At 32.1% G+C, this 26,999-nt stretch carries 24 protein-coding genes; 17 read left to right on the top strand and 7 right to left on the bottom strand.

Features of this window, described 5'->3' with window-relative positions; genetic code table 11:
* Positions 1 to 6 precede the first annotated feature (6 nt).
* The 8 genes from FLAPXU55_RS22195 to FLAPXU55_RS22160 all read left to right on the top strand — a co-directional run bounded on the left by FLAPXU55_RS22195 (position 7) and on the right by FLAPXU55_RS22160 (position 10,137).
* Positions 7 to 597, top strand: a complete 591-nt coding sequence (locus FLAPXU55_RS22195; RefSeq protein ID WP_180861438.1) for a hypothetical protein — start codon at positions 7 to 9, stop codon at positions 595 to 597.
* Entirely contained in the window at positions 545 to 2,821 is a 2,277-nt protein-coding gene (locus FLAPXU55_RS22190) for a peptidase domain-containing ABC transporter (protein WP_235992139.1), read from the top strand. Before FLAPXU55_RS22195 ends, FLAPXU55_RS22190 begins: the two co-directional genes overlap by 53 nt.
* On the top strand, positions 2,814 to 4,139 hold the full coding sequence (locus FLAPXU55_RS22185; protein WP_180861436.1) for an HlyD family efflux transporter periplasmic adaptor subunit: 1,326 nt from the start codon (positions 2,814 to 2,816) through the stop codon (positions 4,137 to 4,139). Before FLAPXU55_RS22190 ends, FLAPXU55_RS22185 begins: the two co-directional genes overlap by 8 nt.
* 135 nt (positions 4,140 to 4,274) lie before the next feature.
* The gene (locus tag FLAPXU55_RS22180; protein WP_180861434.1) at positions 4,275 to 4,691 is read left to right on the top strand and encodes a hypothetical protein; all 417 of its coding nucleotides are present in this window, start codon (positions 4,275 to 4,277) and stop codon (positions 4,689 to 4,691) included.
* A 216-nt stretch (positions 4,692 to 4,907) separates the two neighbouring features.
* Positions 4,908 to 6,521, top strand: a complete 1,614-nt coding sequence (locus tag FLAPXU55_RS22175; protein WP_053473753.1) for a CTP synthase — start codon at positions 4,908 to 4,910, stop codon at positions 6,519 to 6,521.
* Positions 6,522 to 6,603: 82 nt separating this feature from the next.
* Complete coding sequence (gene yidC, locus FLAPXU55_RS22170) at positions 6,604 to 8,511, top strand: membrane protein insertase YidC (protein ID WP_180861432.1); 1,908 nt, start codon at positions 6,604 to 6,606, stop codon at positions 8,509 to 8,511.
* A 144-nt stretch (positions 8,512 to 8,655) separates the two neighbouring features.
* Positions 8,656 to 9,372 carry a toxin-antitoxin system YwqK family antitoxin gene (locus FLAPXU55_RS22165; protein ID WP_180861430.1) on the top strand — a complete coding sequence of 239 codons (717 nt, stop codon included), beginning with the start codon at positions 8,656 to 8,658 and terminating at the stop codon, positions 9,370 to 9,372.
* Between the two features lie 207 nt (positions 9,373 to 9,579).
* Positions 9,580 to 10,137 (top strand): DUF4956 domain-containing protein, encoded by a 558-nt coding sequence (locus FLAPXU55_RS22160; RefSeq protein WP_180861428.1) that lies wholly within the window; start codon positions 9,580 to 9,582, stop codon positions 10,135 to 10,137.
* Positions 10,138 to 10,387: 250 nt separating this feature from the next.
* On the opposite strand, the gene FLAPXU55_RS22155 is transcribed toward FLAPXU55_RS22160, so the two are convergent.
* Positions 10,388 to 12,265: a PEP/pyruvate-binding domain-containing protein gene (locus FLAPXU55_RS22155; protein WP_180861426.1), complete on the bottom strand. Its 1,878-nt coding sequence runs from the start codon at positions 12,263 to 12,265 to the stop codon at positions 10,388 to 10,390.
* Between the two features lie 140 nt (positions 12,266 to 12,405).
* Here FLAPXU55_RS22155 and mnmA point away from each other — a divergent pair, with 140 nt between their 5' ends.
* Genes mnmA through FLAPXU55_RS22135 form a run of 4 tightly spaced genes read left to right on the top strand, consistent with a single transcriptional unit; the run spans position 12,406 to position 16,622 of the window.
* Entirely contained in the window at positions 12,406 to 13,593 is a 1,188-nt protein-coding gene (mnmA, locus tag FLAPXU55_RS22150; RefSeq protein WP_180861424.1) for a tRNA 2-thiouridine(34) synthase MnmA, read from the top strand.
* 43 nt (positions 13,594 to 13,636) lie between these two features.
* Positions 13,637 to 15,238 carry a S8 family serine peptidase gene (locus FLAPXU55_RS22145; RefSeq protein ID WP_180861422.1) on the top strand — a complete coding sequence of 534 codons (1,602 nt, stop codon included), beginning with the start codon at positions 13,637 to 13,639 and terminating at the stop codon, positions 15,236 to 15,238.
* 8 nt (positions 15,239 to 15,246) lie between these two features.
* Complete coding sequence (locus FLAPXU55_RS22140) at positions 15,247 to 16,191, top strand: NAD(P)H-dependent flavin oxidoreductase (protein ID WP_180861420.1); 945 nt, start codon at positions 15,247 to 15,249, stop codon at positions 16,189 to 16,191.
* A gap of 20 nt (positions 16,192 to 16,211) precedes the next feature.
* Positions 16,212 to 16,622: a hypothetical protein gene (locus FLAPXU55_RS22135; protein ID WP_053473745.1), complete on the top strand. Its 411-nt coding sequence runs from the start codon at positions 16,212 to 16,214 to the stop codon at positions 16,620 to 16,622.
* 102 nt (positions 16,623 to 16,724) lie between these two features.
* Here the strand turns inward: FLAPXU55_RS22135 and FLAPXU55_RS22130 are convergent, their stop codons facing one another.
* Entirely contained in the window at positions 16,725 to 17,162 is a 438-nt protein-coding gene (locus tag FLAPXU55_RS22130) for a DUF4268 domain-containing protein (protein ID WP_180861411.1), read from the bottom strand.
* Between the two features lie 91 nt (positions 17,163 to 17,253).
* Between FLAPXU55_RS22130 and FLAPXU55_RS22125 the strand changes: the two genes are divergently transcribed.
* Positions 17,254 to 17,907: an NUDIX hydrolase gene (locus FLAPXU55_RS22125; RefSeq protein WP_180861409.1), complete on the top strand. Its 654-nt coding sequence runs from the start codon at positions 17,254 to 17,256 to the stop codon at positions 17,905 to 17,907.
* Between the two features lie 123 nt (positions 17,908 to 18,030).
* The gene (locus FLAPXU55_RS22120; protein WP_180861407.1) at positions 18,031 to 18,840 is read left to right on the top strand and encodes a lysophospholipid acyltransferase family protein; all 810 of its coding nucleotides are present in this window, start codon (positions 18,031 to 18,033) and stop codon (positions 18,838 to 18,840) included.
* A 110-nt stretch (positions 18,841 to 18,950) separates the two neighbouring features.
* On the opposite strand, the gene FLAPXU55_RS22115 is transcribed toward FLAPXU55_RS22120, so the two are convergent.
* From FLAPXU55_RS22115 to FLAPXU55_RS22105, 3 genes are all read right to left on the bottom strand, one after another.
* Complete coding sequence (locus FLAPXU55_RS22115) at positions 18,951 to 19,583, bottom strand: hypothetical protein (protein WP_053473741.1); 633 nt, start codon at positions 19,581 to 19,583, stop codon at positions 18,951 to 18,953.
* Positions 19,584 to 19,591: 8 nt separating this feature from the next.
* A complete protein-coding gene (locus FLAPXU55_RS22110) occupies positions 19,592 to 20,086 on the bottom strand; it encodes an RNA polymerase sigma factor (RefSeq protein ID WP_007810116.1) in 495 nt (164 codons plus the stop codon).
* Between the two features lie 147 nt (positions 20,087 to 20,233).
* Positions 20,234 to 21,295, bottom strand: coding sequence for a DUF3810 domain-containing protein (locus FLAPXU55_RS22105; RefSeq protein ID WP_180861405.1), 1,062 nt, complete (start codon positions 21,293 to 21,295; stop codon positions 20,234 to 20,236).
* An 83-nt stretch (positions 21,296 to 21,378) separates the two neighbouring features.
* On the opposite strand from FLAPXU55_RS22105, the gene FLAPXU55_RS22100 reads away from it, so the two are divergent.
* The 3 genes from FLAPXU55_RS22100 to FLAPXU55_RS22090 all read left to right on the top strand — a co-directional run bounded on the left by FLAPXU55_RS22100 (position 21,379) and on the right by FLAPXU55_RS22090 (position 23,506).
* Positions 21,379 to 21,591 (top strand): hypothetical protein, encoded by a 213-nt coding sequence (locus tag FLAPXU55_RS22100; protein WP_180861403.1) that lies wholly within the window; start codon positions 21,379 to 21,381, stop codon positions 21,589 to 21,591.
* Entirely contained in the window at positions 21,588 to 21,881 is a 294-nt protein-coding gene (locus tag FLAPXU55_RS22095) for a type II toxin-antitoxin system RelE/ParE family toxin (protein ID WP_180861401.1), read from the top strand. Before FLAPXU55_RS22100 ends, FLAPXU55_RS22095 begins: the two co-directional genes overlap by 4 nt.
* A gap of 164 nt (positions 21,882 to 22,045) precedes the next feature.
* A complete protein-coding gene (locus FLAPXU55_RS22090) occupies positions 22,046 to 23,506 on the top strand; it encodes an aminoacyl-histidine dipeptidase (RefSeq protein WP_180861399.1) in 1,461 nt (486 codons plus the stop codon).
* Positions 23,507 to 23,816: 310 nt separating this feature from the next.
* On the opposite strand, the gene FLAPXU55_RS22085 is transcribed toward FLAPXU55_RS22090, so the two are convergent.
* Together FLAPXU55_RS22085 and FLAPXU55_RS22080 are read right to left on the bottom strand one after the other, a co-directional pair.
* Positions 23,817 to 24,590, bottom strand: coding sequence for a carboxypeptidase-like regulatory domain-containing protein (locus FLAPXU55_RS22085; protein WP_073482686.1), 774 nt, complete (start codon positions 24,588 to 24,590; stop codon positions 23,817 to 23,819).
* A gap of 445 nt (positions 24,591 to 25,035) precedes the next feature.
* Positions 25,036 to 26,955, bottom strand: coding sequence for a DEAD/DEAH box helicase (locus FLAPXU55_RS22080; protein ID WP_053473735.1), 1,920 nt, complete (start codon positions 26,953 to 26,955; stop codon positions 25,036 to 25,038).
* Between the last annotated feature and the right edge of the window lie 44 nt (positions 26,956 to 26,999).

Raw genomic sequence — 26,999 nt, 5'->3', positions numbered from 1 at the left:
TAAAACATGAGGAATTTTTATACAATTATGATAATGTTTTTTTTTGTGGCTTGTAAAAAAACAAATCCTGATATTAAATCAATAGATAAAATATCAGAACTAAAAAAAGATATTGGTTTACCAGAGTCATTTACAGATACTCTTAGTTTAATTTCACTTATATCTTCTGATGAAATTGATTATGATAAAAAATTTCTAAAAGTAGATTATAAAAATAAAATTGATAGTTTATTTAGAGTGATGGATGAAGAGTTAAATATTATAGGATTCGAAAATCATTTTAAAGATGATGCTAGATCAGGAATAAATCAATTAAAAGAAAGTTATGTTTTAGATCAAAGTGCTTCTGAATTTATGTGGAGTGCCTCTTATGGTGTTAATTATAGAGAATATAGAATCGATGATAAAGCTTTTCTTCGAATTGAGCAAATGATCTACAAGAGAAGATATGAAGAGTTACTTATTTATAATTTTCATTTAAGAGCTAATCTCACGAGATGGTGGGAAGATCCGAATACATTTTTATATAGAAAAAGACTAAAAGATGTTATGCCTAAGAAGGTTATGGACAGTATGTATCCCTCACATAAAAAATGATTTTAGAATAAATTTAATTGAAATCTACAAAAAAATAATGTTCAATTTTCCCCACGAGTATCAGCTCGATGCCAAAGACTGTGGTCCTTCTTGTATAAAAATAATAGCAAAGTATTATGGCAGGTTTTATAGCCTGCCTTTTTTACGTGATTTATGCGGTATTACACGTGAAGGCGTAAGTTTTCTAGATCTTAGCGATGCATGTGAAACTATTAGTTTAAGAACAAAAAGTATTAAAATAGATTTTAATACTTTAAAAACTATTCCATTGCCTTGTATTGTACATTGGCAGGATAATCATTTTGTTGTGGTTTATAAAATAACTCATAAGCAGGTATTTGTTTCAGATCCCGCAAAAGGCTTATTAAAATACTCTCATGAAAATTTTAAAGATAGTTGGTTAAAAGAATCTAAAACTGGAGCAGTTTTAGCCATAGAGCCAATGGCTGATTTTAAACAACGTTCGATAAATGATAAATTAGAACGTCGCAAAACATTCGAAAATTTCTTAGGTTATTTTACACCATACAAAAAGAGTTTTATAAACCTGTTTGTAGTAATGCTAATCGTTACAATTTTGCAGGCATTTTTGCCATTTATCTCAAAAGCAGTTATTGATGTTGGGATTCAAACCAACGATTTAGATTTTATTGATCTTGTTTTAATTGCGAATATTACCATTATTGTGAGTATACTTTTAAGTAATATGATTCGCGATTGGATTTTGCTTCATCTTACTTCAAGAATAAATATTTCATTAATTTCAGACTATCTCATTAAATTAATGAAATTACCAATCACATTTTTTGAAAATAAACTAATTGGAGATATTTTACAAAGAGCGCAAGATCATGAACGTATTCGTGATTTTATAATGAATAATTCACTTAATTTTTTGTTCTCTATTCTTACCTTTTTCATATTCGGAATTATCCTCTTTATTTATAGTCCAATTTTATGTTTGATTTATGTAATAGGAAGTATATTATTTATTGGCTGGGTTTTATTTTTCCTACAGTTTAGAAAAAAATTAGATTGGGAATATTTTGATATACATACTAAAAATCAAAGCTATTGGGTCGAAACTATAGGAAGTATTCAGGATATCAAAATCAATAATTATGAAAAGCAAAAAAGGTGGAAATGGGAAGCTTTACAAGTTCAGTTGTTTAAAGTTGATCAAAAAATATTGCGTATTACAAATACACTAAATCTAGGTGCTCACTTTATTAATCAGCTAACTAATTTAATTATTACTTTTTATTGTGCAAAAGCAGTTATAAAAGGAGATATAACATTTGGAGTTATGATCTCTACTCAATTTATAATTGGAATGTTAAATGGTCCAATTATGCAGTTTATTTCTTTCATACAATCAGGTCAATATGCTAAAATCAGTTTTTTAAGACTAAATGAAATACACGAACTTGAAAATGAAGAAGAAAATGATGCTAACAATAGTATTAAACTTCCCGAAGATAGAAGCTTGTTTTTGCGAAATGTTAGTTTTCAATACAGTCGTAATGGGGATTATATTTTAAGTAATATTTCATTAATGATTCCCAAAGGTAAAGTTACAGCAATCGTTGGTGATAGCGGAAGTGGAAAGACTACTTTATTAAAACTTATTTTAAGATTATATACACCTACTCATGGGGAATTAGCTATGGGGAATTTAAATATTCAGAATATTAATTTAAAGCAATGGCGTGAAAGCTGTGGTGCAGTTATGCAGGATGGTAAAATTTTTAGCGATACAATTCAAAATAACATTGTCTTAGATGATGAAAATATTGATTATGAAAGATTAAAAAAAGCGGTAACTGCTGCTAATATTGCCTCTGAAATAGAAGCTATGCCAAAAGGGTATCAAACTATGATGGGAGAAAACGGAAGAGGTTTGAGTGGTGGACAAAAACAGCGTGTTTTAATTGCCAGAGCATTATATAAAGATCCGGATTATTTGTTTTTTGATGAAGCAACCAATTCTTTAGATGTTATAAATGAACAAAAAATTGTAATGGCGCTTGAAGAAATTTTTAAAGATAAAACGGTAATTGTAGTAGCACACAGATTAAGTACAATTCGTAAAGCAGACCAAATTATAGTTTTAAAAAATGGCTTTATTACAGAAATTGGAAATCATGATATGCTGATGACAAGAGAAAACGGACATTATTATCAATTAGTAAAAACACAAATAGGAGATACTGTAAATGGCTAATAAGGGATTTCATAAAACGCTTAATGAAAATAGAACTGAAGAAGTTGCTTCGATAATTGAAAAAATGCCAACCAAATTTGGTACTATAATTACTGCAGTAGCTATTGGGTTAGTTTTGTTGCTGCTTTTATTCGGCTGGCTCATAAAATACCCTTCAATATTATCAGGTCAGATCGTTATAAATACAAAACAAGCACCAGTTAAATTAATAGCTTCAACAGCCGGAAATATTATTTTATTACAAGATAAATCTAATGCCGTTGTAAAAACGGGCGAATATATTGCGTATATAAAAAATGAAGCAAATTTAAAAGACGTTCAATTATTGAACATTATTCTTCATAAAATAAATATACATAAGGTCAATTATAAAGAAAACCGTAATTTATTTCCAGAAAATTTATCACTAGGAGAAATAAATAATAAGTATTTTAACTTCTTAAATTCTTTGTACCAGTATCTTGACTACACAGTTCAACAACCGTATGAATTTCAAAAACAAATAAATGAGAAGTTATTAGAATTACAGACAAGTAAAATTATTCAATTAAAAAGCGATTTTCAAAATCAAAAAATTAAGTATCAAACTTCTCAAAGCCTTTTTAAAAAGGATTCCACATTATATTCTAAAAACGTAACTTCTAAAGCAGATATTGAGCATTCAATAATTGCAAAAGCAAATAGCGAACTTGATTATAATGCTATTGATAAAGAAATTAATAATACAAATTATCAAATAAAGGAAGCTCAGAATAAATCGGAAGTCATTGCTATTGAAAAGGCTATAAAGGAAAGAGAATTAATAATCAATATGTTTAATAACTATTATGATTTACTTGATAATATAAAAAAGTGGGAACGGATGTATGTTTTTGTTACTCCAATAGATGGTAAAATTGATTTCTTAAACTTCATTAAAAATAACGATTACATACAATCAGGACAAGAATTATTTAAAAAAATACCGGATAATAACCAAATTATTGGTCAGGTAAACTTACCTGAGAATGGCTCAGGAAAAGTTAAAGTTGATCAAAACGTTATCATAAAACTCAATAATTATCCTTATAATGAATATGGATCAATAAAAGGAAAGGTAAAAAGAATATCACTTGCAACAAATCAACAGACATTATCTGATAATCAAAATAAAATTAATTCCTATCTCGTAGATATTGATTTGCCGTTTGGCTTAAAAACAAATTATGGTGTAGAATTGAATTTCCATGCCGAAGCAAAAGGAACGGCAGAAATTATTACTGAAGATAGAAGATTAATTGAACGTTTCTTTGATAATTTAAGATATAAATTAAAATAATTTCAAACAGATTAATTGATTATCCAAAAGCAATAGTCAAAAAAAGACTATTTTAATTGTTAGTAACTTTGTCTCAGTATATTAACTTCTTTTTAGTGTTTTTATATTTTTACAGTAAATATTAAAAACCTAGTAATGGAAAACAATTCCCAACAATCAAAACCGGGAGAAAGCCAGGGCAGATATGCGATAATACTGGCTGTATTGGCACTTATTTTTGTTTTTGTACCACATTTAGCTTTTAAAATAGCTTATATAGTATTGGCTGTTCTCGCAATAATTTTTGGAGTGATTGGTTTATCACGAGCAAAAAGAGCAAATGTTTCAGCCAAACTTGCAAAAATAGCATTAGTGTTAGGAACAGGATTGATTTTTATTCCTTTAATACTCTTTTTTTCTATCTTTTTTGCTGTTAAATCTGATTATGTGAAAGATAAAGTATCTAAAAGTCAGGTAGAAGCTATTAGAGCAGATATAAAACGCCATCGTGATTCTGTAATCAAGTCTGAAAAAATAATTAAGGATAGTGCTCAGGTGAAAGACTTAAAATAATTGATTTTTGACATTATTGAGTAACAGTGTCAAAGCCATTTTAAAGATATTTCTTAAAAATACTGCTAATAAAAGCTTAAAATTATCGATTACAAAACCAAGTAATCAATCTGTTTAAAAATTTGCAAATTATCTCATTCTGGAATTGATAAATTATCTAATTAAATTTGTACTTTTGCCAAGTTTTTTACACAACTACTTACAAACAAAAACAGAATGAATCAAACAAAATATATTTTTGTTACAGGCGGTGTGACTTCTTCGTTAGGAAAAGGGATCATTGCAGCATCTTTAGCAAAATTGTTACAAGGAAGAGGATACCGTACAACTATTCAAAAATTTGATCCGTATATTAATGTGGATCCGGGAACATTAAACCCGTATGAGCACGGAGAATGTTATGTAACAGATGATGGTGCCGAAACAGATTTAGATTTAGGTCATTATGAGCGTTTTTTGAACGTTCCTACTTCTCAGGCAAATAACGTTACAACAGGAAGAGTTTATCTTTCGGTTATTGAAAAAGAAAGAAGAGGGGAATTTTTAGGAAAAACAGTTCAGGTTGTTCCTCATATTACAAACGAAATTAAAGACAGAATGCAATTGCTGGGTAAATCTGGCGATTATGATATTGTAATTACTGAAATTGGAGGAACTGTAGGTGATATTGAATCATTACCTTATATTGAGTCTGTTCGTCAGTTGGTTTGGGAATTAGGAGAAAATAACGGAATTGTTATTCATTTAACTTTAGTTCCTTATTTGGCTGCTGCGGGTGAGTTGAAAACAAAACCAACACAGCACTCTGTAAAAACGTTGATGGAAAGCGGAATCAAAGCTGATATTTTAGTTTGTAGAACGGAGCACGAATTATCTCAGGAATTACGTCAAAAACTAGCTTTGTTTTGTAACGTTAAAAAAGAAGCGGTTATTCAGTCAATTGACGCTTCAACAATATACGAAGTTCCAAATTTAATGCTTGAAGAAGGATTAGATGTTGTGGCTTTGAAAAAATTAGATTTACCTAAAAAAGCATCTCCGGATTTAAAAACATGGAATACTTTTTTACGCAGATTAAAAAATCCAAAGCAAACTGTTAATATTGGTTTGATTGGAAAATATGTAGAAATGCAAGATTGTTACAAATCTATTTTAGAGGCATTTATTCACGCAGGTGCTGCAAATGAAACTAAAGTAAATGTAATTTCTATTCACTCAGAGCACATTAATATTGATAATGTTGCGGAGAAATTAAGTGTTCTTGACGGAGTTTTAGTTGCTCCGGGATTTGGTGAAAGAGGTATTGAAGGAAAAATTGAAGCAGTTCGCTATGCACGTGAAAATAACATCCCGTTTTTTGGAATTTGTTTAGGAATGCAAATGTCTGTTATCGAATATTCAAGAAATATTCTAGGTTACACTGAAGCCAATTCTACTGAGATGAACGAGAAAACGCCTCATCCGGTTGTGAGTTTAATGGAAGAGCAAAAAAATGTTACAGACAAAGGTGGAACAATGCGTTTGGGAGCTTGGAAATGTAATATTAAACCAAATACGCTGGCACACAGAATTTATGGTGAAACAACGATTTCAGAGCGTCACCGCCACCGTTATGAGTACAATAATAAATACGCAGACGAATTGCAAAAAGCGGGTTTAAAAGCTTCTGGAGTTAATCCTGATACTGGATTAGTAGAGATTGTAGAACTTGAAAACCACCCGTTCTTTATTGGTGTACAATACCACCCTGAATACAAAAGTACAGTAGCAAATCCACATCCAATTTTTGTGAATTTTGTAGCTGCTGCGGTAAATGCGCATAAAAAATAATAATTAATATTCTAAGAGGTTGTAACTTTTAAGCTATAATCATAACTAATAACTTCTGACGGATAACTTTTTTAAATAAATAATGGAAGAAAAAAAATTTGACCTTAATTCAATCATTGGTTTTGTATTGATATTCGGAATCCTGATTTGGATTATGTACCAAAATCAGCCTTCTGATAAAGAAATTGCTGCTGAAAAAGCCAAGAAAGAATTAGTAGCTAAACAAGAAGCTCAGGCAAAAGCTGATAAAGCTAAAACTATTGCTGCACCAGTTGTGGCGGCTACACCAGGCGATACAGTTCAGTTGGCACAATTGCAAAAAACTTTAGGCGGATTTGCATATTCTGCTACGCTTCCTTCTGCAAAAGACTCTTTTACAACTATTGAAAACGAGAAGATTAAACTTAAAATCGCTAATAAAGGTGGTTATATAGTTGAAGCAACGCTAAAAGAATTCGAAAAATTTAAAAAAGGTTCAGGACAATTAGTTGAATTAATTAAGGATAACAATTCTAACTTAAATATTCAATTACAAACTACAGATAACAGAACTTTAAATTCTAAAGATTTGTTTTTTGAACCAACATTGACAAAAAATGGTGCAGACCAAATTTTAACAATGCGTTTAAAAGCTGGAGCTAATGAATTTTTAGAGTATAAATATGTATTAAAACCAAACGATTATTTAATTGGTTTTGATGTTCGTTCTCAAGGATTGAACAGAGTTTTAAATTCTTCTAAACCATTAAATTTGGCTTGGGATTTAAAAACATACAGAAATGAAAAAAGTGTTTCTTACGAGAATCGTTATGCTGAAATTTACTATAACTATGCAGATGGAAAAGAAAGTTATGTAGGTCAGGGAGATCACAAAGAAGAAACGCCTGAAAAAGTAGATTATATTGCATTTAAACAACACTTTTTTGCTACAATTCTTCAAACGAATACTGCTTTTGAGAAAGCTGATTTAGTTTCTGAGAATTTAGTTAAGGACGAAAAAGTGGATACTCTTTTTACAAAACAGTTTAAAGCAACAGTTCCATTGGCTTTCTCTAACGGAGAAATCGATTATAAGATGAACTTATACTTTGGTCCGGCTGATTATAAAGTATTGAAATCTTATGGTAAAGAATTCCAAAAAATTATTCCGTTAGGATGGGGAATTTTTGGATGGATCAATAAATGGATTTTCGTACCATTATTTGGATTCTTAAGCTCTTATATTGCTTACGGAATTGCAATTATCATATTTACTATTATTATCAAATTGGCTATGTCGCCAATTACATATAAGTCGTTTTTATCACAGGCTAAAATGAAAGTTTTACGTCCGGATATTACTGAGTTGGGAGAAAAATACAAAAAAGACCCAATGAAGAAACAACAGGAAACAATGAAACTGTACAACAAAGCAGGAGTAAACCCAATGGCAGGATGTATTCCGGCATTGATTCAGCTTCCGTTTATGTATGCATCGTTTCAATTCTTCCCATCAGCTTTTGAATTAAGACAAAAAAGTTTCCTTTGGGCAGACGATTTATCATCTTTTGACTCGGTTGTAAAATTACCTTTCCATATTCCATTGTACGGAGATCATATCAGTTTGTTCCCAATTTTGGCTGCAATTGCAATTTTCTTCTACATGAAAATGACTTCTGGAGATCAGCAAATGGCTGCGCCTCAGCAAGAAGGTATGCCGGATATGGCAAAAATGATGAAAATCATGATTTATGTTTCGCCACTAATGATGTTAATTTTCTTTAATAGTTATGGTGCAGGTTTAAGTTTGTACAACTTTATCTCGAACTTAATTACTATCGGAATTATGTTTGTTATTAAAAATTACATCGTAGACAGCGAGAAAATTCACGCTCAAATTCAGGAAAATAAATTAAAAGAGCCTAAAAAGCCAAGTAAGTTTCAACAGCGTCTTCAAGATGTAATGGAACAGCAAGAGGCAGCAAAAAAGACTCAGAATAAAAAGAAATAAATTTTAAAAATCCCGATCTAATCGGGATTTTTTATTTTAAAGAGTGTGTTTCCTTTTCAAATAAAAATGAAAATTTTAACTTTGAGAATAAGTAAACATACTTTATGAAACTAATTTTCGTTTAAGTTAAAAATTGAATACAAGATGATTTCTAAAAAAATAATAATTGGGCTGCTATTGCTAAATGTTTTCTTTGTAAATGCCCAGACTGAGTTTAATAAATTAGATGCTAACGGAAAGAAAGATGGTGTTTGGAAAGGTGTTTACGAATCAAAACGTCCGCGATATGAAGGAACTTTCAGCCACGGAAAAGAAACAGGAATTTTTAAGTTTTTTGATGATACGAAAAAAGGCGATGTAATTGCAACGCGGGATTTTACGGCTAACGATGGAAGCTCGTATACTATTTTTTATGATCAGAATAAAAATATAGTAAGCGAAGGAAAAGAAATTGGTAAGGATAGAGAAGGCGAGTGGAAATATTATCACAAAGCTTCTAAAATTTTGATGACTTCTGAAACTTATAAAAAAGGTAAATTACACGGTTTAAGAACGGTTTATTATCCGAATAACCAAGTTGCTGAGGAAATGACTTATGTGAACGGTTTAAAAGAAGGAAATTATAAAAAAATAGGGCAAAACGGAACGATTCAGGAACAGTCTGTATTTAAAAATAATGAATATGAAGGCGATGCTGTTTTTTATGATTCAGATGGAGTTGTAGCTTCTAAAGGAAAATTTGTAAAAGGGAAAAAAGCCGGAATGTGGCAGTTTTACACGAAAGGTAAATTGACCAAAGAAGTTAATATGAGCGATCCAAAAAGTGCTTACAAAGCCAATTCAAAACCTAAAAACGAATAATAAATACTTGCCCGCTTGCGGGCATTTTTTTTTGCCACGAATTACACGAATTTTCACGAATTAATTTTTTGCTTTCTTAGTTAAATTAAAATTCGTGGAAATTTGTGTAATTCGTGGCAAACCTTTTTTATTCAAAATAAATTCGTGAATTCGTGGCTGATTTTTTGTTCAATTGTTTAAATTTGGTTGAGCTAATATTTTGATTCAATGGATTTAAACGAACTTGCTGGAAGATTCTTTTTATTGTTTTTTTCGATTTTGGTTTTGTATTTTTTCTCCAATAGAAAAGATAACGAAACTATAAATCCGTTGATGGTTATTGTGGGTTTGTGTACTTTTTCGCTTTGTTATTTATTCACAAAAATTGAAATAGGAGTTGGGATTGGATTTGGTTTGTTTGCTATTTTTTCCATTTTAAGATTTAGGACACAATCATTTACTGTAAACGCAATCATCTTTCTTTTTGCTACGATTACGCTTTCTATTTTGGACATTATGTATCCTTTTGAGAAAATAGAAATACTCTTGTTTTTTCAAATTATCATTATTGGTTTTTATGTTGTGGCGTCTATTATCGTAAATAGAAAAGCTTCAAAATATCTGAATACTGTTGATGTTAAAATTGCATTTGCTGGTGATTTTTCTTTAGAAAATGGAACTATCCGCAAAGTAGTTCAGGAAAAAATTAATATTCAGGATTTTGATTTTAAAATCATTTTGGTCAATACCGTTACAAACGAAATAGATCTTTTGGTTTTTTATTAGTCACGCAAACTCAGAAATAAGTCGGCTATAAAAAACAATGCAACAAGTTTTTTTCTCGCAGATTCTGCAGATTTAGCAGATTTTTGATAAAGTTACTCAAAGAATAATCTGTTAAATCTGCAGAATCTGCGAGAGTTTTGTCAACACATTTTATAAATCATTTTAATCTATTAACCTGTGGCAGAATAAAACCAATTTTCTCCTGATAGCTCAATGTAATTAAGTTAATAGGCTTTTGATTGAATTGTGTCTAGTTATTAAATGGCCGAACCTGTTTAATATATAAATCCCGATTTTCGCCAACGATTTTAAATTCGATATCTACAGGATGAAAAAGGTTTTTTCGCCAATAGCGGTACATTTTTTCTTCTATTTTGGTGCTCACAAGAAAAAGTCGGCTCATTTCTTTTCGGCTTAATAAAGGCTCATTATTATTGAGATTTGAGTTTGAAGTATAATCGACATCAAAATCATCATCGTCGTTTCCGGAGTTTAAATGATACGCTACAAACTGCTCACAGATTTCTCCTTTTTCTGGTTTTACAACTGAGTTTTCTCCTTTTTGAACATTTACAGTAATTCCGGGGAAATCTCCTCTGAAAATGTTTTTCGTGATCACAACGCCATTTGCTAATTCATCAGGAAATGAGCGATGAACCAAAATTCCCATTGCAATATTCTGCTGGTCGATTCCAAAAAGTTCTCTTTCATTATAAGAAGCTTCATTCCATACACTTGCCCAAACCTGTTTAATCGCTTTTTCGAAAGTTTTAATGCTGTCTCCAAGAATTCCGGTTTTAGAATCATATAATCCGGCGCCGTTAAAATCGTCTAAATCTTCGGCATTTGTTGAGGAACGGAATCTGAAGTTTTTAAATTTAGCATCCTTAAATGTTACATTTAATTTCGAAATTAACTCAGGGTCAATAGGTTCTTTTTTAATGGCATCACGAATTTTTTTCAACTGCTGATTTACCCAAACCGTTGAATCTTTCTTCGTAGAATTCAAAAGTTCTTGTATTAAGGAAGAAATCGATTCTTTCTGAATATGTTTTGTATAAAAATAAAACGGAATGGCATGAGCATTTTCCGGAACTTTAAATGGAATTTCTTTTGAAATTGCAATTAAATACGACATGTTTTGTGCTTTTGAACCAATGTAATTAACTCCTTTTTTTGAGATCTTAGACAAATCAACTAAATCAGTAACGCTATTGTCAATGATTAGTTTTTTCTTTTTAGAATTCGTTTTGATGACAATTTTTTTATCAGTCTCTTTTATAAAAAAAGTATCAACCTGAATTTTTAATTCTACTTTTTTAGAAAGTAATCTTTTAATGTTTTCATCTTTTAAAGCCAATGTGTAGGCCATAATTGGAATCTTTCTGTTTTTACCCAAAAGGACCAAGTGGCTCAATGGTGTTTGCAGTTCGTTGACAATAATTCCTCTTACATTTGGTAAAATATCAGGTGTTCCGTCTAAAACTATAATTTCGTCAGGATTTGGTTTTACTTTATCCAGCTCTTTGATTTTGTATTGTTTTAAAATGCCAATGTTATTTCCTGAAACGACTTCCTGATATTTTATTTCATTAAAAATATAATCTGATTTTACACACGGAATTTTAAATTTTTCTAAACGAAACCATTCCATTTGTTCGGGATTATTCAAATAGAATTTCAGATTTTCTCCAATAAAAGTTGACTTTTTAACCAAATAGAAAAAACGTTCGATTTGTTCAATTGGCATATGATCTGAAGCAGCGAGTTCAAAAATCCATTTATCAGTTCCTTTGATATGATTGAGATTTCCCAATAAAAAATCCCTGTCTTTTAAAGTGTTGCTGTAATTTTCATTGTTGAAAATTTGGAGATCATAATTGTAATGCAGATGATTCGTTACAAAATCATAATGCAGCGGAATCAATGTACTGTTGAAATAATACATTTTTTGTTTTCGTAAATCATAAACCACTTTTACCGATTCGATATTGGAGAATTTATCCGATAAAGGTTTTCCTTTAAATGCTTTATACGCTTCATAATCAGCTAATGATGAAGAATATCTTTGTGCACTTAAAGACATGAAAATGAATAAGAAAAACAGGCTGTAAATGTATTTTTTCATGACAATTGTATTGAATATTAAAAGTAAGTATTTAAACCATAAGTTTTATCTACCACGAGATTATATAAACTAATTGAAAGGAGTCAGATTATATAAAATATGGCGTATCTTTGCACCCTTGTAAAATTAAAGATTTTAAAATGAAACGTGTAGTTGTTGGTCTTTCTGGTGGAGTAGATTCTAGTGTTGCCGCTTATTTATTGCAGCAGCAAGGATACGAAGTTATTGGGCTTTTTATGAAAAATTGGCATGATGACTCGGTTACTATTTCTAACGAATGTCCTTGGTTAGAAGATAGTAACGATGCTTTATTAGTGGCTGAAAAACTCGGAATACCGTTTCAAACTGTTGATTTAAGCGAGGAATACAAAGAAAAAATCGTTGATTATATGTTCAACGAATACGAAAAAGGACGAACTCCAAATCCTGACGTGCTTTGTAACCGTGAAATCAAATTTGATGTTTTTATGAAAATCGCACTAAGTCTTGGTGCCGATTATGTTGCAACCGGACATTACTGCCAAAAAAGCGAAATTGAGGTTGACGGAAAAACGGTTTATCAATTGATTGCCGGAAATGATGTGAACAAAGATCAATCTTATTTTTTATGTCAGTTGTCACAAGATCAATTGTCTAAAGCATTGTTCCCAATTGGTGCGCTGACAAAACCTGAAGTTCGCGAAATTGCGGCTGAAATGGAATTGGTAACTGCAGAAAAGAAAGATTCGCAAGGACTTTGTTTTATTGGAAAAGTTCGTTTACCAGAGTTTTTACAACAAAAATTACAGCCAAAAGAAGGTACAATTGTTCAGATTGATAAAAATGATCCAATCTATAACTTTGAAAAACCGGCTGAATTATCTTTAGAAGAAAATCTAAAAATTGAAGCTCAAAAACTGGATTATCTTCCAACAATGGGAAAAATTATGGGTAAACACCAAGGTGCACATTATTTTACTGTTGGTCAAAGAAAAGGGTTAAACGTTGGCGGAACTACAGATCCGTTATTTGTAATTGCTACTGATGTTGAAACCAACACGATTTATACAGGTTTAACAAGCAATCACCCTGGATTGTTTAAAAAAGCTTTGTTTGTTGGAGAATCTGAAGTACACTGGGTTCGTGAAGATATGAAGTTAAAAACAGGTGAAAAAATGGAAGTTATGGCGAGAATTCGTTATCGTCAGCCATTGCAAAAAGCGACACTTCATCAATTTGAAGACGGAATGTATGTTTCTTTTGAAGAACCACAATCTGCCATAACAGAAGGTCAGTTTGTTGCCTGGTATTTAGAGAATGAATTAGTTGGTTCGGGAGTAATTTCTTAGCTTTATACTTTTTTACGAAGGATTTCCTTTTAAAAGAGTATATATGAAACAGAACTTTACTTTTCTTTTACTATTGTTTTCGACTTTAATGTTTTCTCAGGAAGAAGATGCTTGGGTATATTTTAACGGAAAACCAAATTCACAGGATTTTTTCAATAATCCATCGCTGACTCTTTCGCAGAGATCATTAGATCGTCGTACAGCACAAAATATTGCCTTAAATATCTCAGACGCGCCTCTGGAAATTACATATATAAATCAGGTAAAAGCGAGTACAGGAATAACAGTTTTGGCACAGTCAAAATGGTTAAATGCACTTCATGTTAGAGGAACTCAAACTAATATTACGGCTTTAAAGCAGCTTTCGTATGTTGATAAAGTAGTTTTTGCCAATAAGACATTAAATGTAACTTCAAAAAAAGTTTCTCAAAATAATATTGCTGCAGTAAAAAATAAACTGGAAACAACAATTGATTATGCATACGGAAATTCTGCAAATCAAATCCAAATGCTTAACGGCCAGGTTTTGCATCAGCAGAATTATACAGGTTCCGGAAAAATAATTGCTGTTTTGGATGCCGGATATCCTGGTGTAAACACAGCTGAACCTTTTAAACGATTACGAGATAATAATTTGATTTTAGGAGGTTATGATTATGTTAACAGAAGCACGAATTTTTATACCGGAGACGATCACGGAACTTTAGTTTTATCTACAATGGGCGGTTACAAAGAAAATTCGTTGGTAGGAACAGCTCCAGATGCCTCTTATTATTTATTTATAACAGAAAATGATGCTTCTGAAAATCCGGTTGAAGAATCGTATTGGGTTGAAGCAGCAGAACAAGCGGATGCTTACGGAGTTGATATTATTACCACTTCATTAGGTTATTTTGGTTTTGATAATGCCAATTACAGCCACACTTACAGCGATATGAATGGCACGACAAACTTTATAACAAAAGGCGCCGAAATAGCTTTTAGTAAAGGAATTATCGTTTTGGCATCTGCCGGAAATGAAGGAAACCAAGTTGAAAACCACGTTGGATCGCCTGGAGACGGTATTTCTGTTCTTACAATTGGTTCTGTAAATGCTGTAAAAGTTAAAGCTCCTTCTAGTTCTATCGGGCCAAGTTTTGACAATCGTATAAAACCAGATGTAATGGCGCAGGGCGTTGCGGCTGTTGTTGCAAACACTACAGGAGGTATTGGTACGGCAAATGGAACTTCTTTTTCATGTCCTATTATGGCAGGAATGGTTGCTTGTCTTTGGCAGGCATTTCCATCAAAAACAAATCAGGAAATTAGACAGATGATTATTGAATCTGCAGATCGCTATACAACTCCGGATAATAATTATGGTTATGGAATCCCTAATTTTGGATCGACTTTAAGTGTAGATGTTTTTCAGTCTTCATCTAATTTTTCAGTTTATCCAAATCCAACAGAATCTAATATTTCTTTTTTGTTTGCTGATGAAACAGCTTCTGTGTCTATTTATTCCATTTTGGGACAAAAGCTGATCGAAAAACAAATAACAAATCAAAATCCGGTTCTTTCTGTAGAAAGCTTAACCAGCGGACTGTATTTTTATACTTTTAAATCTGGGAATTTACAGAAAACAGGAAAAATAATAAAACAATAAGAGTTTTAATGAACAGAATTACACAGCTTTTCAATATAAAATATCCAATTATTCAAGGAGGAATGATTTGGAACAGTGGTTATAAATTAGCATCGGCAGTAAGTAATGCCGGAGGTTTAGGTTTAATTGGAGCAGGTTCAATGTATCCTGAGGTTTTAAGAGAACATATTCAGAAATGCAAAAAAGCAACTGATAAACCGTTTGGAGTTAATATTCCGATGTTATATCCCAATATTGAAGAGATCATGAATATCGTGGTTGAAGAAGGCGTGAAAATCGTTTTTACATCGGCAGGAAACCCTAAAACCTGGACTTCATTTTTAAAAGAAAAAGGAATAACGGTTGTACATGTTGTTAGTAGCAGTGTTTTTGCATTAAAAGCACAAGAAGCTGGTGTTGATGCCATTGTTGCCGAAGGCTTTGAAGCTGGCGGACATAATGGTCGTGACGAAACGACTACTTTAACTTTGATACCAATGGTTAAAGAAAAAATACAAATTCCTCTTATTGCCGCGGGCGGAATTGCAACCGGAAGAGGAATGCTTGCGACAATGATTTTAGGTGCTGATGGTGTACAGGTTGGAAGTCGTTTTGCGGCATCGATAGAATCTTCTGCCCACAATAATTTTAAAGAAACGATAGTTAGTATAAAAGAAGGAGATACTCAATTGACTTTAAAAGAATTAGCTCCGGTTCGATTGGTAAAGAATAAATTTTATAATGATGTTCAGGCTTTGTATGAAAAATGCCCTTCTAAAGAAGAATTAGTAGAACTTTTAGGAAGAGCAAGAGCCAAAAAAGGAATGTTTGAAGGAGATCTTGAAGAAGGTGAACTTGAAATAGGACAAATTGCCGGACTGATTCATGAAATTTTGCCTGTAGAACAAATTGTTCAACAAATGATGGCCGATTTTAAAGCTGCTCGCGAAGAAAAAGCTACATTTGAGTTTTAATTACCTGCAAGAAATATTTTATGAATTCTATTCGCACTTATATAATAGCATTGTTTCTGGCTTTTGGATTACAACAAGTTCAGAGTCAATCGTATCATTTTAAAACGTCGGGATTTAGTGTTTTAGAAAAAAATGAAAAAGGAAAGTGGGGACAGTGGTCAGATCTTGATTTGGTTAATCTCTCTGTAGTTTTGGATACTGATAAACACAGGATTGTAGTTTATTCTCAGGAAATACAGCTTTTTAGTATTCTGGATTACATCGAACGAGAAGAAAACGATACTGATATTGTGTATTCTTTTATGTGTAAAGATAATGACGGACGTGAATGCAAGCTTTCTATTATTACACGTAAAAAACAAGATAATCGTAAACAGCTTTATATCAACTACGACGATCATATTATAGTTTATAATATTTTTACGGTATAAATTTTTAAGTAATGTACTATATAGCAAACCCGGCAGATTTTAAAATCTGCCGGGTTTGCTATATAAAAAAACTTAGTATCTCAGAACCTTAGCAACTTTCACCTAAACTTCAATTTCCTTAATAAACTCATCATATTCCAGATAAAACATTTCCAGAGCATGCATGTTTTCGTTGAAAAAATCAAAAATAACATCCCAGTTATTGCGATTGCTAAAACCTACTCCAGGTTTTTCAACCCAAATTCTGCTAATCGTTTTACCACTTTCTAAAGTGTAGTTTTTTTCGAAAACCAAGTCTTTAATAAATTCCTCTTCCAGAATATTTTTTAAAGCTTCTATTTTTTCATAATACGCATTTCGTTTTTCGTCGCTGCGATGTTCAATGTCAATTAAAACCTGCGCTTTTTTATTATCTACATAAAATTTAAAAGAGAAATCTTTGATTTTGGTATCATAAAGAACCCATTTTCTTGGGTACTTTTCTGCAAAAGCAACCCAAAATTCCCTTTTTATTCTTTGTGATTCTTCTCTGCTGTACATTTTTATGGCTTTGTTTTAGAAAACTTGTAGAACCGCATTTTCTAGAGTATATTTATATTTTAATTTGAAAGTACAAAAATAAACTTTGAATATGGATTTTCAAGATTTTTTGCAATATGTTCCTAATTTAATTCCAGTTGAACTTCCGGCAGAATCATCACACGCAAAAATGGCACCTCTAGAACGCATTCAGGCGTTGAAAAATTTAGATATTGACGCAAAAAATCCAAGAATTGCCGCAGTTATGATGTTGTTTTATCCTAAAAATCAAAAAACACATTTAATTCTAATTGTTCGAAATGCATACAATGGCGTTCATTCATCGCAGATTGCATTTCCAGGCGGAAAATACGAACTCACAGATCGTGATTATAAGGAAACTGCTTTACGCGAAACCAGCGAAGAAATTGGTGTTAATCCTGAAAAAATTGAAATAATAAAGCATTTTACACCTATGTATATTCCGCCAAGTAACTTTTTAGTACATCCATATTTGGGAATTGCCAAAGAAGAACTTGAATTTTATCCTGATGCCCGAGAAGTAGCTGATGTTCTCGAACTGCCGTTATCTGTTTTTTTAGATGATGAAATTATAATCGAAAGCAAATTATCAACTTCTTACGGAAATGATATTTTGGTTCCGGCATTTAATATTCAAAATCATATTGTTTGGGGTGCAACCGCAATGATTTTAAGCGAATTGAGAGATGTTCTAAAATTTACTTTCTCAGAAAAATCACAATAACGTTAATTTAACATTTTGATAATCATTGAGATACAGATTTATTTCGTAAATTGTATATTAGTATTGCTAAAAGAATAATTTTTGTATGTTTGCGACTTAACCTAAAAAACACAAAAAGACGTTATGGGATTGTTTAAACGAAATCCTTTTGGGCATATATTATTCATCAAGAAATGGTTAATCCGTATTTTGGGAGCCATGACTCATAGAAGATATAGAGGTTTTAATGAATTACAGATTGAAGGATCTGAAATTATTAAAACACTTCCAGACAGAAACGTTTTGTTTATATCCAATCACCAAACTTATTTTGCCGATGTTGTAGCAATGTTTCATGTGTTTAACGCAAGTTTAAGCGGACGTCAAGATACTATTAAGAACATAGGTTATTTGTGGCAGCCAAAAATGAATATTTACTACGTGGCTGCAAAAGAAACGATGCAGGCCGGATTACTGCCAAGAATTTTAGCTTATGTTGGCGCAATTACCGTAGAAAGAACTTGGCGTGCAAAAGGCGTTGACGTAACCGAAAAACGTGACGTAAATCCAAACGATACCGAAAATATCCGTATTGCCCTTGAAGACGGCTGGGTTATTACCTTTCCGCAGGGAACAACAAAATCTTTTAAGCCTGTTCGTAAAGGAACAGCACACATTATCAAACAGCATAAACCTATCGTAATTCCTATTGTTATTGATGGTTTCCGTCGTTCTTTTGATAAAAAAGGACTTCGTATGAAAAAGAAAAATATCCTTCAGTCTTTCATTATCAAAGAACCTCTTGAAATTGATTATGAAAACGATACAATCGAAGAAATCGTAGAGAAAGTAGAATACGCTATCGAACAGCATCCATCTTTCTTAAAAGTAATTCCAGCTGAAGAAATCAAAGCACAGGAAGAACTAAATAGATTGAGACAGTGGGAATATTAGGAATTTTAGATTTCTGATTTTAGAGTTTAGATTGTTTTTTTTGTTTCAAGTTTCAGGTTTCAAGTTAAAGGAGAGACCTTAGAATCTTAGCAACTTAGAACCTCAGTATCTTAGAAATCAATTTTCTTCAGCTCCTTATAATTCACATACAATCTGCGTAGTAAAGTTCCGTATAGCAATCTGTAGAAGCACCAGAATAATCCAAAGAAACCTAATATTACTAAAGTTAAGATTCCAATTGTAGCAAACATTGCTTTTCCGTCTATGGCAAGTTTTTCTCTTAAAAAAGCCATATCAGGATTGTAAACAAAAGCGATAAAGAAGCTTAAAATGGATGTAATTACAATCATCCCTAAGTTATACCAAACATAATACTGAACCGTTTTTCTGGTTCTTAAAATGGCACTCATTAAAGATTTTGTGGCAACAGTTGTAGAAATTGTAGTGTAGTTTTTATAGAAAATAAATACGAAAACCAATCCAACTAAATAATTCAAATAAGTTAAGTATTCAAGCGTAACCACAATTTCGGGATGATTTATTTTTCGTAAAACATCATCGGTATTGATAAATAAGTTTGAAAAAGTCCAAAACGAAATCTCCAAAATACTGATAATCAAAATCCATTTCACAATTGAAGATGACTTTTTGTGAATCATTTTATAGATTTCTTTTTCAGAAATTTGTTCAAAAGAATCAGAGTTCTTCTGCCAGTCTTTTTTTAGTAAATCCAGTTCTTTCATAATAATTTTTAAGGATTTAGTATTTTTTTAAGTTTCCCTTTAATTCTGTTCATTTTCACGCGCGCATTCACTTCGCTGATTCCTAAGGTTTCGGCTATTTCCTGATAATCTTTGTCTTCTAAATACATAAAAACTAATGCTTTTTCGATGTCGTTAAGCTGATAAACCGCTTTGTACATCAATTTAATCTGTTCTTCCTCTTCGTAGTTGTAATCTACATCTTTTACAAAATGCTGATGACTCTCATAATCTACGGTAGATATGGTTCTTTTGGTTTTGCGATATAAGGTAATGGCTGTATTTAAAGCGACACGATATGTCCAGGTCGAAAATTTACTGTCGCCTCTAAATTTTGGATACGCTTTCCAGAGCTGAATAGTGATTTCCTGAAACAAATCTTTATGAGCATCTTCGCCGGCAGTATACAATCTACAAATTTTGTGGATTATATTCTGATTTGCCTGCAATTGCGCAACAAATGACTGTTCTAGATTTTCGCTCATAAAAGTATTAGTAGTGTTGAAATCTATTTTGTTACAATGATTTTTATTTTTTTGCCACAGATTAAAGGATTAAAAAGGATTTATAATCCTATTTTATTTTTAATCTAAAATAAAAATCGTTTAAATCTGTGTAATCTGTGGCAAAACTTAAAATTCTTTCTCTTTATAATAATTAATCATCAAATCAATAAACTTGCTATAGCTTTCCATTCCATCTTTTTGATTGTTTGATTTTAAGAAACTATCATATATAAAATGAAAACCTTCATCAATAAAAGTATCGTATTGTTTCCAAAAATCCTGACTTTCCTGATAGTTTTTTAAAATCCCCGGATTTACTTGTTTCTTTAAAACCTCAAAGATTTTCTCGTTTTTAAACTTCCAGATTCCAAGGCAGTATCGCAAAGCAAAACTATATCCCGAATATTGATAATATAAATTGTCATTTTTTACAGTTGCCAAAACGCCTATAAAATTACATTCGTTTTCACTTGCAAAACCTATTTGATGCGCCATTTCGTGAGAAGCCGTAAGCGGAAAGGAATACATTGGCAACAAATCATTTACCTGCGCCTCATTTGTAAACGGATTCAAATAACCGCCAAATCCCATATAAGTTAAGGGTACACTAAACAGCGATTTTTTTACGCTTAAAGTTTTATATTTAAAATAAGGATGTTCTTCGGCTAAATTATCATATCCATTAAGATTCATCTTAAAAACCTCTTCCTGAGAATAGGGAAAATTGATTTTTTCATCTTTATTTTTTGTGATTTTAAACTGAACTTCATTCGTTTTAACAATTAGTCTTTTTGTAAAGGCCAATAAATCAGCATCGCTATATTCTCTTTTGATTTCCATTTTTTCGAAAAGAGGTTTACGATAATAATTGAAAGCCCAAAGCAGATGAAAGAAAAAGTAAAAAACAGAAATTTTACCAACGATTTTTAAAAGATGATCTTTCCAATCTGTTCGCCATGTTTTTCGTATTCTCCAAAACCAGCTTATCATAGATAAAATTAAAACTGCGTAAATACAATCACCGACAGAAAATGAAATTTTGCCTAAAAGTACTCGTGAGAAATGCGAAATTCTGATGTATAAATTATTGCTGTAAAGACCTTCCACAAAATCAGGGAAAAAGGGCAGAATTTTTAAAAAGATAATCTGAACTAAAAGAAATAGAGGAAGGATATATTTTCGTGTCACGGTTTTACTTTTGGGTTAAAAATAATAATTAAAATACTAGTTCGTTTTCTTTTTTGTAAATTTGTTACTCAATAACAAGGAAAATGACACGAATCACTTTAAATATTCCTGATAATGAATTGTCATTCTTTATGCAGTTGATAGAAAAATTCAATTATGAAACCGTAATTAATGAATTTTCTGTAACTGAAGAAATGAAAAATTTGTTAGATGAAAGAAGATCAACTTCAAAAGCAGATGATTTTCTTCCTTGGAACGAAGCCAAAAAACAATTACGTTTGAAATCAAAGAAATGATTTTTAATATTGTTATTGAGCCAAGAGCACTTGTAGATATACAAGAAGCTATTGATTATTATGAGTCTAAACAAAGTGGTTTAGGCGAATATTTTTATCAAGTGATTGATGAACATTTAGATACATTATCTAAAAATCCTTTTTTTGAAATCAGATACAAAGATTATCGAGGTCTTCCCACTAAGAAATTCCCATTTATTATCTTTTATTTTATAGATGAGAATGTGAAAACAGTATATGTTATGTCTGTTTTTAATACCTCGTTAAATCCATCAAAATATCCTCTTTAAAAAGTTTGCTTTACTTTTAAATTTCTTTATCTTAAATTGAGTATTCTTATCCTTTAATTTTAGAGCCATTATAATTTGTGCTAATTCGTGGAATTCGTGGCGGAAAAAGCATTTAAACTTTGTAACTTTGAAGCTCTTAATTGTTAAACTTCAAACAAAATATAATGAGTCAGGAAATAAGAAATCTGGAACCAAAAGCACTTTGGAACAAATTTGCAGATTTAAACGCCGTTCCGCGTCCGTCAAAGAAAGAAGAGCGTGTAATCGAGTTTATGAAAAACTTTGGAAACAGCTTAGGTTTAGAAACTTTTGAAGACGAAATCAGAAATGTAATCATCAGAAAACCGGCAACTCCGGGAATGGAAAATCGCAAAGCCATTGTAATGCAAGGTCATTTAGATATGGTTCACCAAAAAAATGCCGATACCGTTTTTGATTTTGATACACAAGGAATCGATATGTATGTTGATGGTGACTGGGTTCGCGCCCGCGGTACAACACTTGGTGCAGACAATGGGTTAGGAGTGGCTACAATTATGGCGATTTTAGAAAGCAAAGATATTCCTCATCCTGCAATCGAAGCTCTGTTTACAATTGACGAAGAAACTGGAATGACTGGAGCGTTAAACTTAAAAGGAGGAATTCTTCAAGGTCAGATTTTATTAAATCTGGATACAGAAGAAGATGATGAAATTGATATTGGATGCGCTGGTGGAATCGATGTAACGGCTACAAGAGGCTATAATGAAGAAGAGGTTCCGGAAAGCTCTGTTGGATATACTATTACCGTAAAAGGCTTAAACGGAGGTCACTCAGGAATGGATATTCATAAAGGTTTAGGAAACGCCAATAAAATAATGAACCGTTTATTATTTGATGGTTTTGAAAACTTTGGGTTACAGGTTTCTGAAATTAATGGAGGAAGTCTTAGAAATGCAATTCCGAGAGAAAGTGTTGCTAAAGTAATTATTTCTCAAATGTTTGATGAAGCTTATGTATATGATATGCAGGAAATTATTGCTGACATCAAAGCAGAATACAAAACGACTGAACCAAACCTATCTATAGAAATTGTAAAAGGTGATTTACCTGAAAAAATAATGGATTTAGGTGTTCAGGAAGGAATTATCAGAGCGATTTATGCAGCACAAAACGGAGTTTATAGAATGAGCGCAGATATGGCTGATTTAGTTGAAACTTCAAATAATATTGCGCGTGTTGTTGTAAAAGACGGAGAGATTTTGGTGGGATGTTTAACGCGTTCTTCTGTAGAATCTTCAAAATTTGATTTGGCTAATTCTTTACGTTCTGCTTTTGAATTAGTTGGATGCGAAGTTGAGCTTTCAGGATCTTATCCAGGATGGACTCCAAACGTAAACTCTGAAATATTAGAAGTTTTAAAAGATATTTACGAAAAACAAAATGGTGAACAGCCAAAAGTTGTGGCTTGCCACGCTGGTTTAGAATGCGGAATTTTAGGAACAAATTATCCTGAAATGGATATGATTTCTTTTGGACCAACAATTCACGGAGCACACTCTCCAGATGAAAGAGCTAGTATTTCATCTGCTCAAAAATATTGGAAATTTGTATTAGAAATTCTTTCGAATATACCAGTTAAATAAAGTTCTCAGTTTTCAGTCACAGTTTTTAGTTTCTTTAGAGACTGAAAACTGTGACTGCGACTGAAAACTAATTAATCTCTTTTAGGAGAATTTTTCTTCTCTCTTTTTTCTTCTTTCTTTTCTTTAGCCGTTTTTAACGGTTCTTTTTTTGCTGTTTTTTTAGCATCTTGACCTTTTGCCATAATGTATTGATTTTATTTGTTTTACTGTTTTGTTATAGTAAATATAGCTTTTTAAAAAATCATAAGACATAAAAAAATCCCCAATTTTAAAAATTGAGGATTCATATGTTTTTTATAAAAGTAAAATTTTAATTCCTTTTTAATACTTTATATTGTTCATAGCAGCCGCTTATAGCATCTAAAATCTGTAAGTCGTTTGCGGACTGAATAAAAGCATCAGAATAGTTACAGCGATGCATGATTTCAGGAATTTCATCTTTGCTGATTCCTAATAAAACGGCAATAGTTTCACGATCGTATTTAGTTTCTAAAAGATTTCTAATCGTATCGTCTTTTTTCATGTCCTTGAGTTTTTTAAGCTCCCTACTGTTTTTTCCGAAGAAATTATAAAGCATATCGGCAGGATTAAAAATAGAACCCAATACTTTTCCAAAAGCATTTGGAGAATATTCACCCGCTTCATAACCTTGTGTAAGACCCGAAATACTGTAACGGTAGTTTTCTTTGGTTGGAATTAACTTCGAATCAATTTCAAGATAACCAGTTAAATTAAAAGGGGCAATGATAACTTCTTCAAGAGCAATTGCTTTTTCGGTAAGCTGAATTCGAGTCACTTTATTTTTTATCCAGTCATTTGTTACTCTGATTCTAAGAGATTGAAATCCTAAAAGAGAGAAATGAATTGTATCATTTGGCTGCACATCAATTTCAAAATACCCTTTTGCATCAGATTTTGCGCCGCGTACTTTGTTGGTGTTAATGATATTTACATTTGGAAGAGGTTGTTTACTATCATCGTTTATAATATAACCCGAAACTCTTTGCGGAGTTGTAGATTCAGCATCTTGTGCAAAACTTATGGCAGAGAATAGTAAAAAAAAGAAAACTGCGAAATATTTCATATCCTGATTTAAAGCACTAAAAGTAGTAAATAGAGATTAAATATTTCGTAGTCTTCGAATATAATTATCAGAAAATTAACAAAGTCAGCAATGTTGCATTTTGTGTTTAAATAAAAAGGGATTAGGAAGGTTGAGTTGTATTGTTTTAGATTACAAAACTCATTTCTAGAGATTAAAATTTACCCATTGGGTGTAAAAAAACATTTAACACATAGAAACATAGGTTTTATATGTGTAAAAGGATATGAAAAGAAACTTGTTTATAACACATAGCTCTCTATGTTTATTTTAAATAAGTGAAACGCCTTTTTTGAGAGTGCTAAATCTATGTTTCTATCTGTTAAAATTAATTATACTCAACGGGTTAAGATTCTTTAATGAAAAAAAATCCCAAATTCCATTTATGTCAGGAATTTGGGATTTCGTATTTTAAGATATTAAAGTATTAATCTCTTCTTGGTCTTCTTGGTCTTGGTGAATCACCAAAGCTTTCAGAACGTCTTGGAGCTCTGTCAGAACCACCTTCGTTTCTTGGAGCAGAACTTCTAAAACCACCTTCTCTTTTTGGAGCAGATGAATTTCTGTCGCTTCTGAAACCACCTTCTCTTGGAGCAGAGTTTCTGTCGCTTCTAAATCCGCCGCCGCCAGAACCTTCACGTCTTGGGCCGAAACCTCCAGAACCTTCTCTTCTTGGTCCGCCAGAACTACGTCCGCCGCCACGGTTGTTGTGGTCACGTCTTCCTCCGCCGTCATTTTTAGAAATTTCAACATTAATACGACGTCCTTCTAACTGAACGTTGTTTAAAATATCCATTACTTTATCAGTATGCTCAGGATCAGTATTAAAGAAAGAGAAACCTTCTTTTACATCCACTTTGAAAACGTCATCACGACCTAAGTCTAATGTTTCTTTCAAGTAATCTTTAAGAGACATCCAGTCGAAATTATCTCTAGAACCGATATTTACAAAATAACGAACTGCTCCGTTGTTATTGAATTCTCTTGGCTCAGAATCGTTTCTTTCACGTCTTTCTCCAGAAGATTGAGTAGAGATATCTCTATTCTTTTTGTAGTAAGCAATGAAACGATTAAATTCTACCGAAACCATTTTCTTAATCAATTCTTCTTTAGATAAACCTTCAAGAACATTGTTAATAGCTGGTAAATAGTTGTCAATTTCGTGATCAACCTCAGTATCTTTAATTTTATTAGCTAAGTGTAATAATTGAATTTCGCAGATTTCGATTCCAGATGGAATAGTTTTTTCTTCGAATTTTTGTTTGATGATTCTCTCGATAGAAGAAATTTTACGTAACTCACTTTTTGTAACAATTACAATAGAAGTTCCTAATTTTCCAGCTCTACCAGTACGTCCAGAACGGTGGTTGTACGTTTCGATCTCATCAGGTAATTGGTAGTTTACAACGTGCGTTACGTTATCAACGTCAATACCACGTGCAGCAACGTCAGTAGCAACAAGCATCTGAATTTGTCTTCCACGGAAAGATTTCATTACACCATCACGTTGTGCCTGAGATAAATCTCCGTGCAACGCAGCAGCGCTATATCCATCTTCAATTAATTTTTCAGCTACAGCTTGTGTATCTCTTTTAGTACGACAGAAAACCACAGAGAAAATATCTGGATTTGCATCGGCTAAACGTTTTAAAGCTTCGTAACGGTCACGTGCATTTACTAAGTAAAATTCGTGAGAAACTGTTGCAGAACCAGAGTTCTTAGTACCAACAGTAATTTCAACCGGTTCGCTCATGAATTGTTTTGCAATTCTGGCAACCTCTTGCGGCATAGTTGCAGAGAACAACCATGTACTTTTTTGATCTGGAGTATCTGATAAAATAGATACGATGTCTTCATAGAATCCCATGTTTAACATCTCATCAGCTTCATCAAGAATACAGTAATCTATATTTTTAATGTTTACTAAACCTCTGTTAATCATGTCTTGCATTCTCCCCGGAGTAGCCACAATAATTTGTGCGCCTCTTTTAATCTCTCTGGCTTGCTCTGTAATACTAGCCCCGCCGTAAACTGCTACCACATTAATACCTTTTTCGTATTTTGAGTAGTTTTTAAGTTCGTTGGTAATCTGTAAACAAAGTTCTCGTGTTGGCGATAAAACTAATGCTTGTGTGTTTCTATTGTCAGCATCAATTTTTTGAATTAGCGGAAAACCGAAAGCTGCCGTTTTCCCTGTCCCTGTCTGAGCCAACGCAACCATATCTGTGTCTTTTTCCAATAATAGGGGAATCGCCTTTTCCTGTACCTCTGACGGATTTTCAAATCCTAGATCTAAAATCGCCTTCAGTAACGATTCATTCAATCCTAATTGTTCAAATTTATTCATATGTGTTTTTAAAATAGGGTGCAAAATTACTGTTAATTATTCAG

Origin of the sequence: Flavobacterium panici, from assembly GCF_903819335.1 — a bacterium.
GTDB lineage: Bacteria > Bacteroidota > Bacteroidia > Flavobacteriales > Flavobacteriaceae > Flavobacterium > Flavobacterium panici.
This window is presented reverse-complemented; position numbering and strand designations above follow the sequence as displayed.

What these genes read in the sequence shown, in the direction of transcription:
- FLAPXU55_RS22195 (WP_180861438.1), top strand. Translation starts at nt 7, where the DNA reads ATGAGGAATTTTTATACAATTATGATAATGTTTTTTTTTGTGGCTTGT.
- FLAPXU55_RS22190 (WP_235992139.1), top strand. Translation starts at nt 545, where the DNA reads ATGTTATGCCTAAGAAGGTTATGGACAGTATGTATCCCTCACATAAAA.
- FLAPXU55_RS22185 (WP_180861436.1), top strand. Translation starts at nt 2,814, where the DNA reads ATGGCTAATAAGGGATTTCATAAAACGCTTAATGAAAATAGAACTGAA.
- FLAPXU55_RS22180 (WP_180861434.1), top strand. Translation starts at nt 4,275, where the DNA reads ATGGAAAACAATTCCCAACAATCAAAACCGGGAGAAAGCCAGGGCAGA.
- FLAPXU55_RS22175 (WP_053473753.1), top strand. Translation starts at nt 4,908, where the DNA reads ATGAATCAAACAAAATATATTTTTGTTACAGGCGGTGTGACTTCTTCG.
- yidC (WP_180861432.1), top strand. Translation starts at nt 6,604, where the DNA reads ATGGAAGAAAAAAAATTTGACCTTAATTCAATCATTGGTTTTGTATTG.
- FLAPXU55_RS22165 (WP_180861430.1), top strand. Translation starts at nt 8,656, where the DNA reads ATGATTTCTAAAAAAATAATAATTGGGCTGCTATTGCTAAATGTTTTC.
- FLAPXU55_RS22160 (WP_180861428.1), top strand. Translation starts at nt 9,580, where the DNA reads ATGGATTTAAACGAACTTGCTGGAAGATTCTTTTTATTGTTTTTTTCG.
- FLAPXU55_RS22155 (WP_180861426.1), bottom strand. Translation starts at nt 12,265, where the DNA reads ATGAAAAAATACATTTACAGCCTGTTTTTCTTATTCATTTTCATGTCT.
- mnmA (WP_180861424.1), top strand. Translation starts at nt 12,406, where the DNA reads ATGAAACGTGTAGTTGTTGGTCTTTCTGGTGGAGTAGATTCTAGTGTT.
- FLAPXU55_RS22145 (WP_180861422.1), top strand. Translation starts at nt 13,637, where the DNA reads ATGAAACAGAACTTTACTTTTCTTTTACTATTGTTTTCGACTTTAATG.
- FLAPXU55_RS22140 (WP_180861420.1), top strand. Translation starts at nt 15,247, where the DNA reads ATGAACAGAATTACACAGCTTTTCAATATAAAATATCCAATTATTCAA.
- FLAPXU55_RS22135 (WP_053473745.1), top strand. Translation starts at nt 16,212, where the DNA reads ATGAATTCTATTCGCACTTATATAATAGCATTGTTTCTGGCTTTTGGA.
- FLAPXU55_RS22130 (WP_180861411.1), bottom strand. Translation starts at nt 17,162, where the DNA reads ATGTACAGCAGAGAAGAATCACAAAGAATAAAAAGGGAATTTTGGGTT.
- FLAPXU55_RS22125 (WP_180861409.1), top strand. Translation starts at nt 17,254, where the DNA reads ATGGATTTTCAAGATTTTTTGCAATATGTTCCTAATTTAATTCCAGTT.
- FLAPXU55_RS22120 (WP_180861407.1), top strand. Translation starts at nt 18,031, where the DNA reads ATGGGATTGTTTAAACGAAATCCTTTTGGGCATATATTATTCATCAAG.
- FLAPXU55_RS22115 (WP_053473741.1), bottom strand. Translation starts at nt 19,583, where the DNA reads ATGAAAGAACTGGATTTACTAAAAAAAGACTGGCAGAAGAACTCTGAT.
- FLAPXU55_RS22110 (WP_007810116.1), bottom strand. Translation starts at nt 20,086, where the DNA reads ATGAGCGAAAATCTAGAACAGTCATTTGTTGCGCAATTGCAGGCAAAT.
- FLAPXU55_RS22100 (WP_180861403.1), top strand. Translation starts at nt 21,379, where the DNA reads ATGACACGAATCACTTTAAATATTCCTGATAATGAATTGTCATTCTTT.
- FLAPXU55_RS22095 (WP_180861401.1), top strand. Translation starts at nt 21,588, where the DNA reads ATGATTTTTAATATTGTTATTGAGCCAAGAGCACTTGTAGATATACAA.
- FLAPXU55_RS22090 (WP_180861399.1), top strand. Translation starts at nt 22,046, where the DNA reads ATGAGTCAGGAAATAAGAAATCTGGAACCAAAAGCACTTTGGAACAAA.
- FLAPXU55_RS22085 (WP_073482686.1), bottom strand. Translation starts at nt 24,590, where the DNA reads ATGAAATATTTCGCAGTTTTCTTTTTTTTACTATTCTCTGCCATAAGT.
- FLAPXU55_RS22080 (WP_053473735.1), bottom strand. Translation starts at nt 26,955, where the DNA reads ATGAATAAATTTGAACAATTAGGATTGAATGAATCGTTACTGAAGGCG.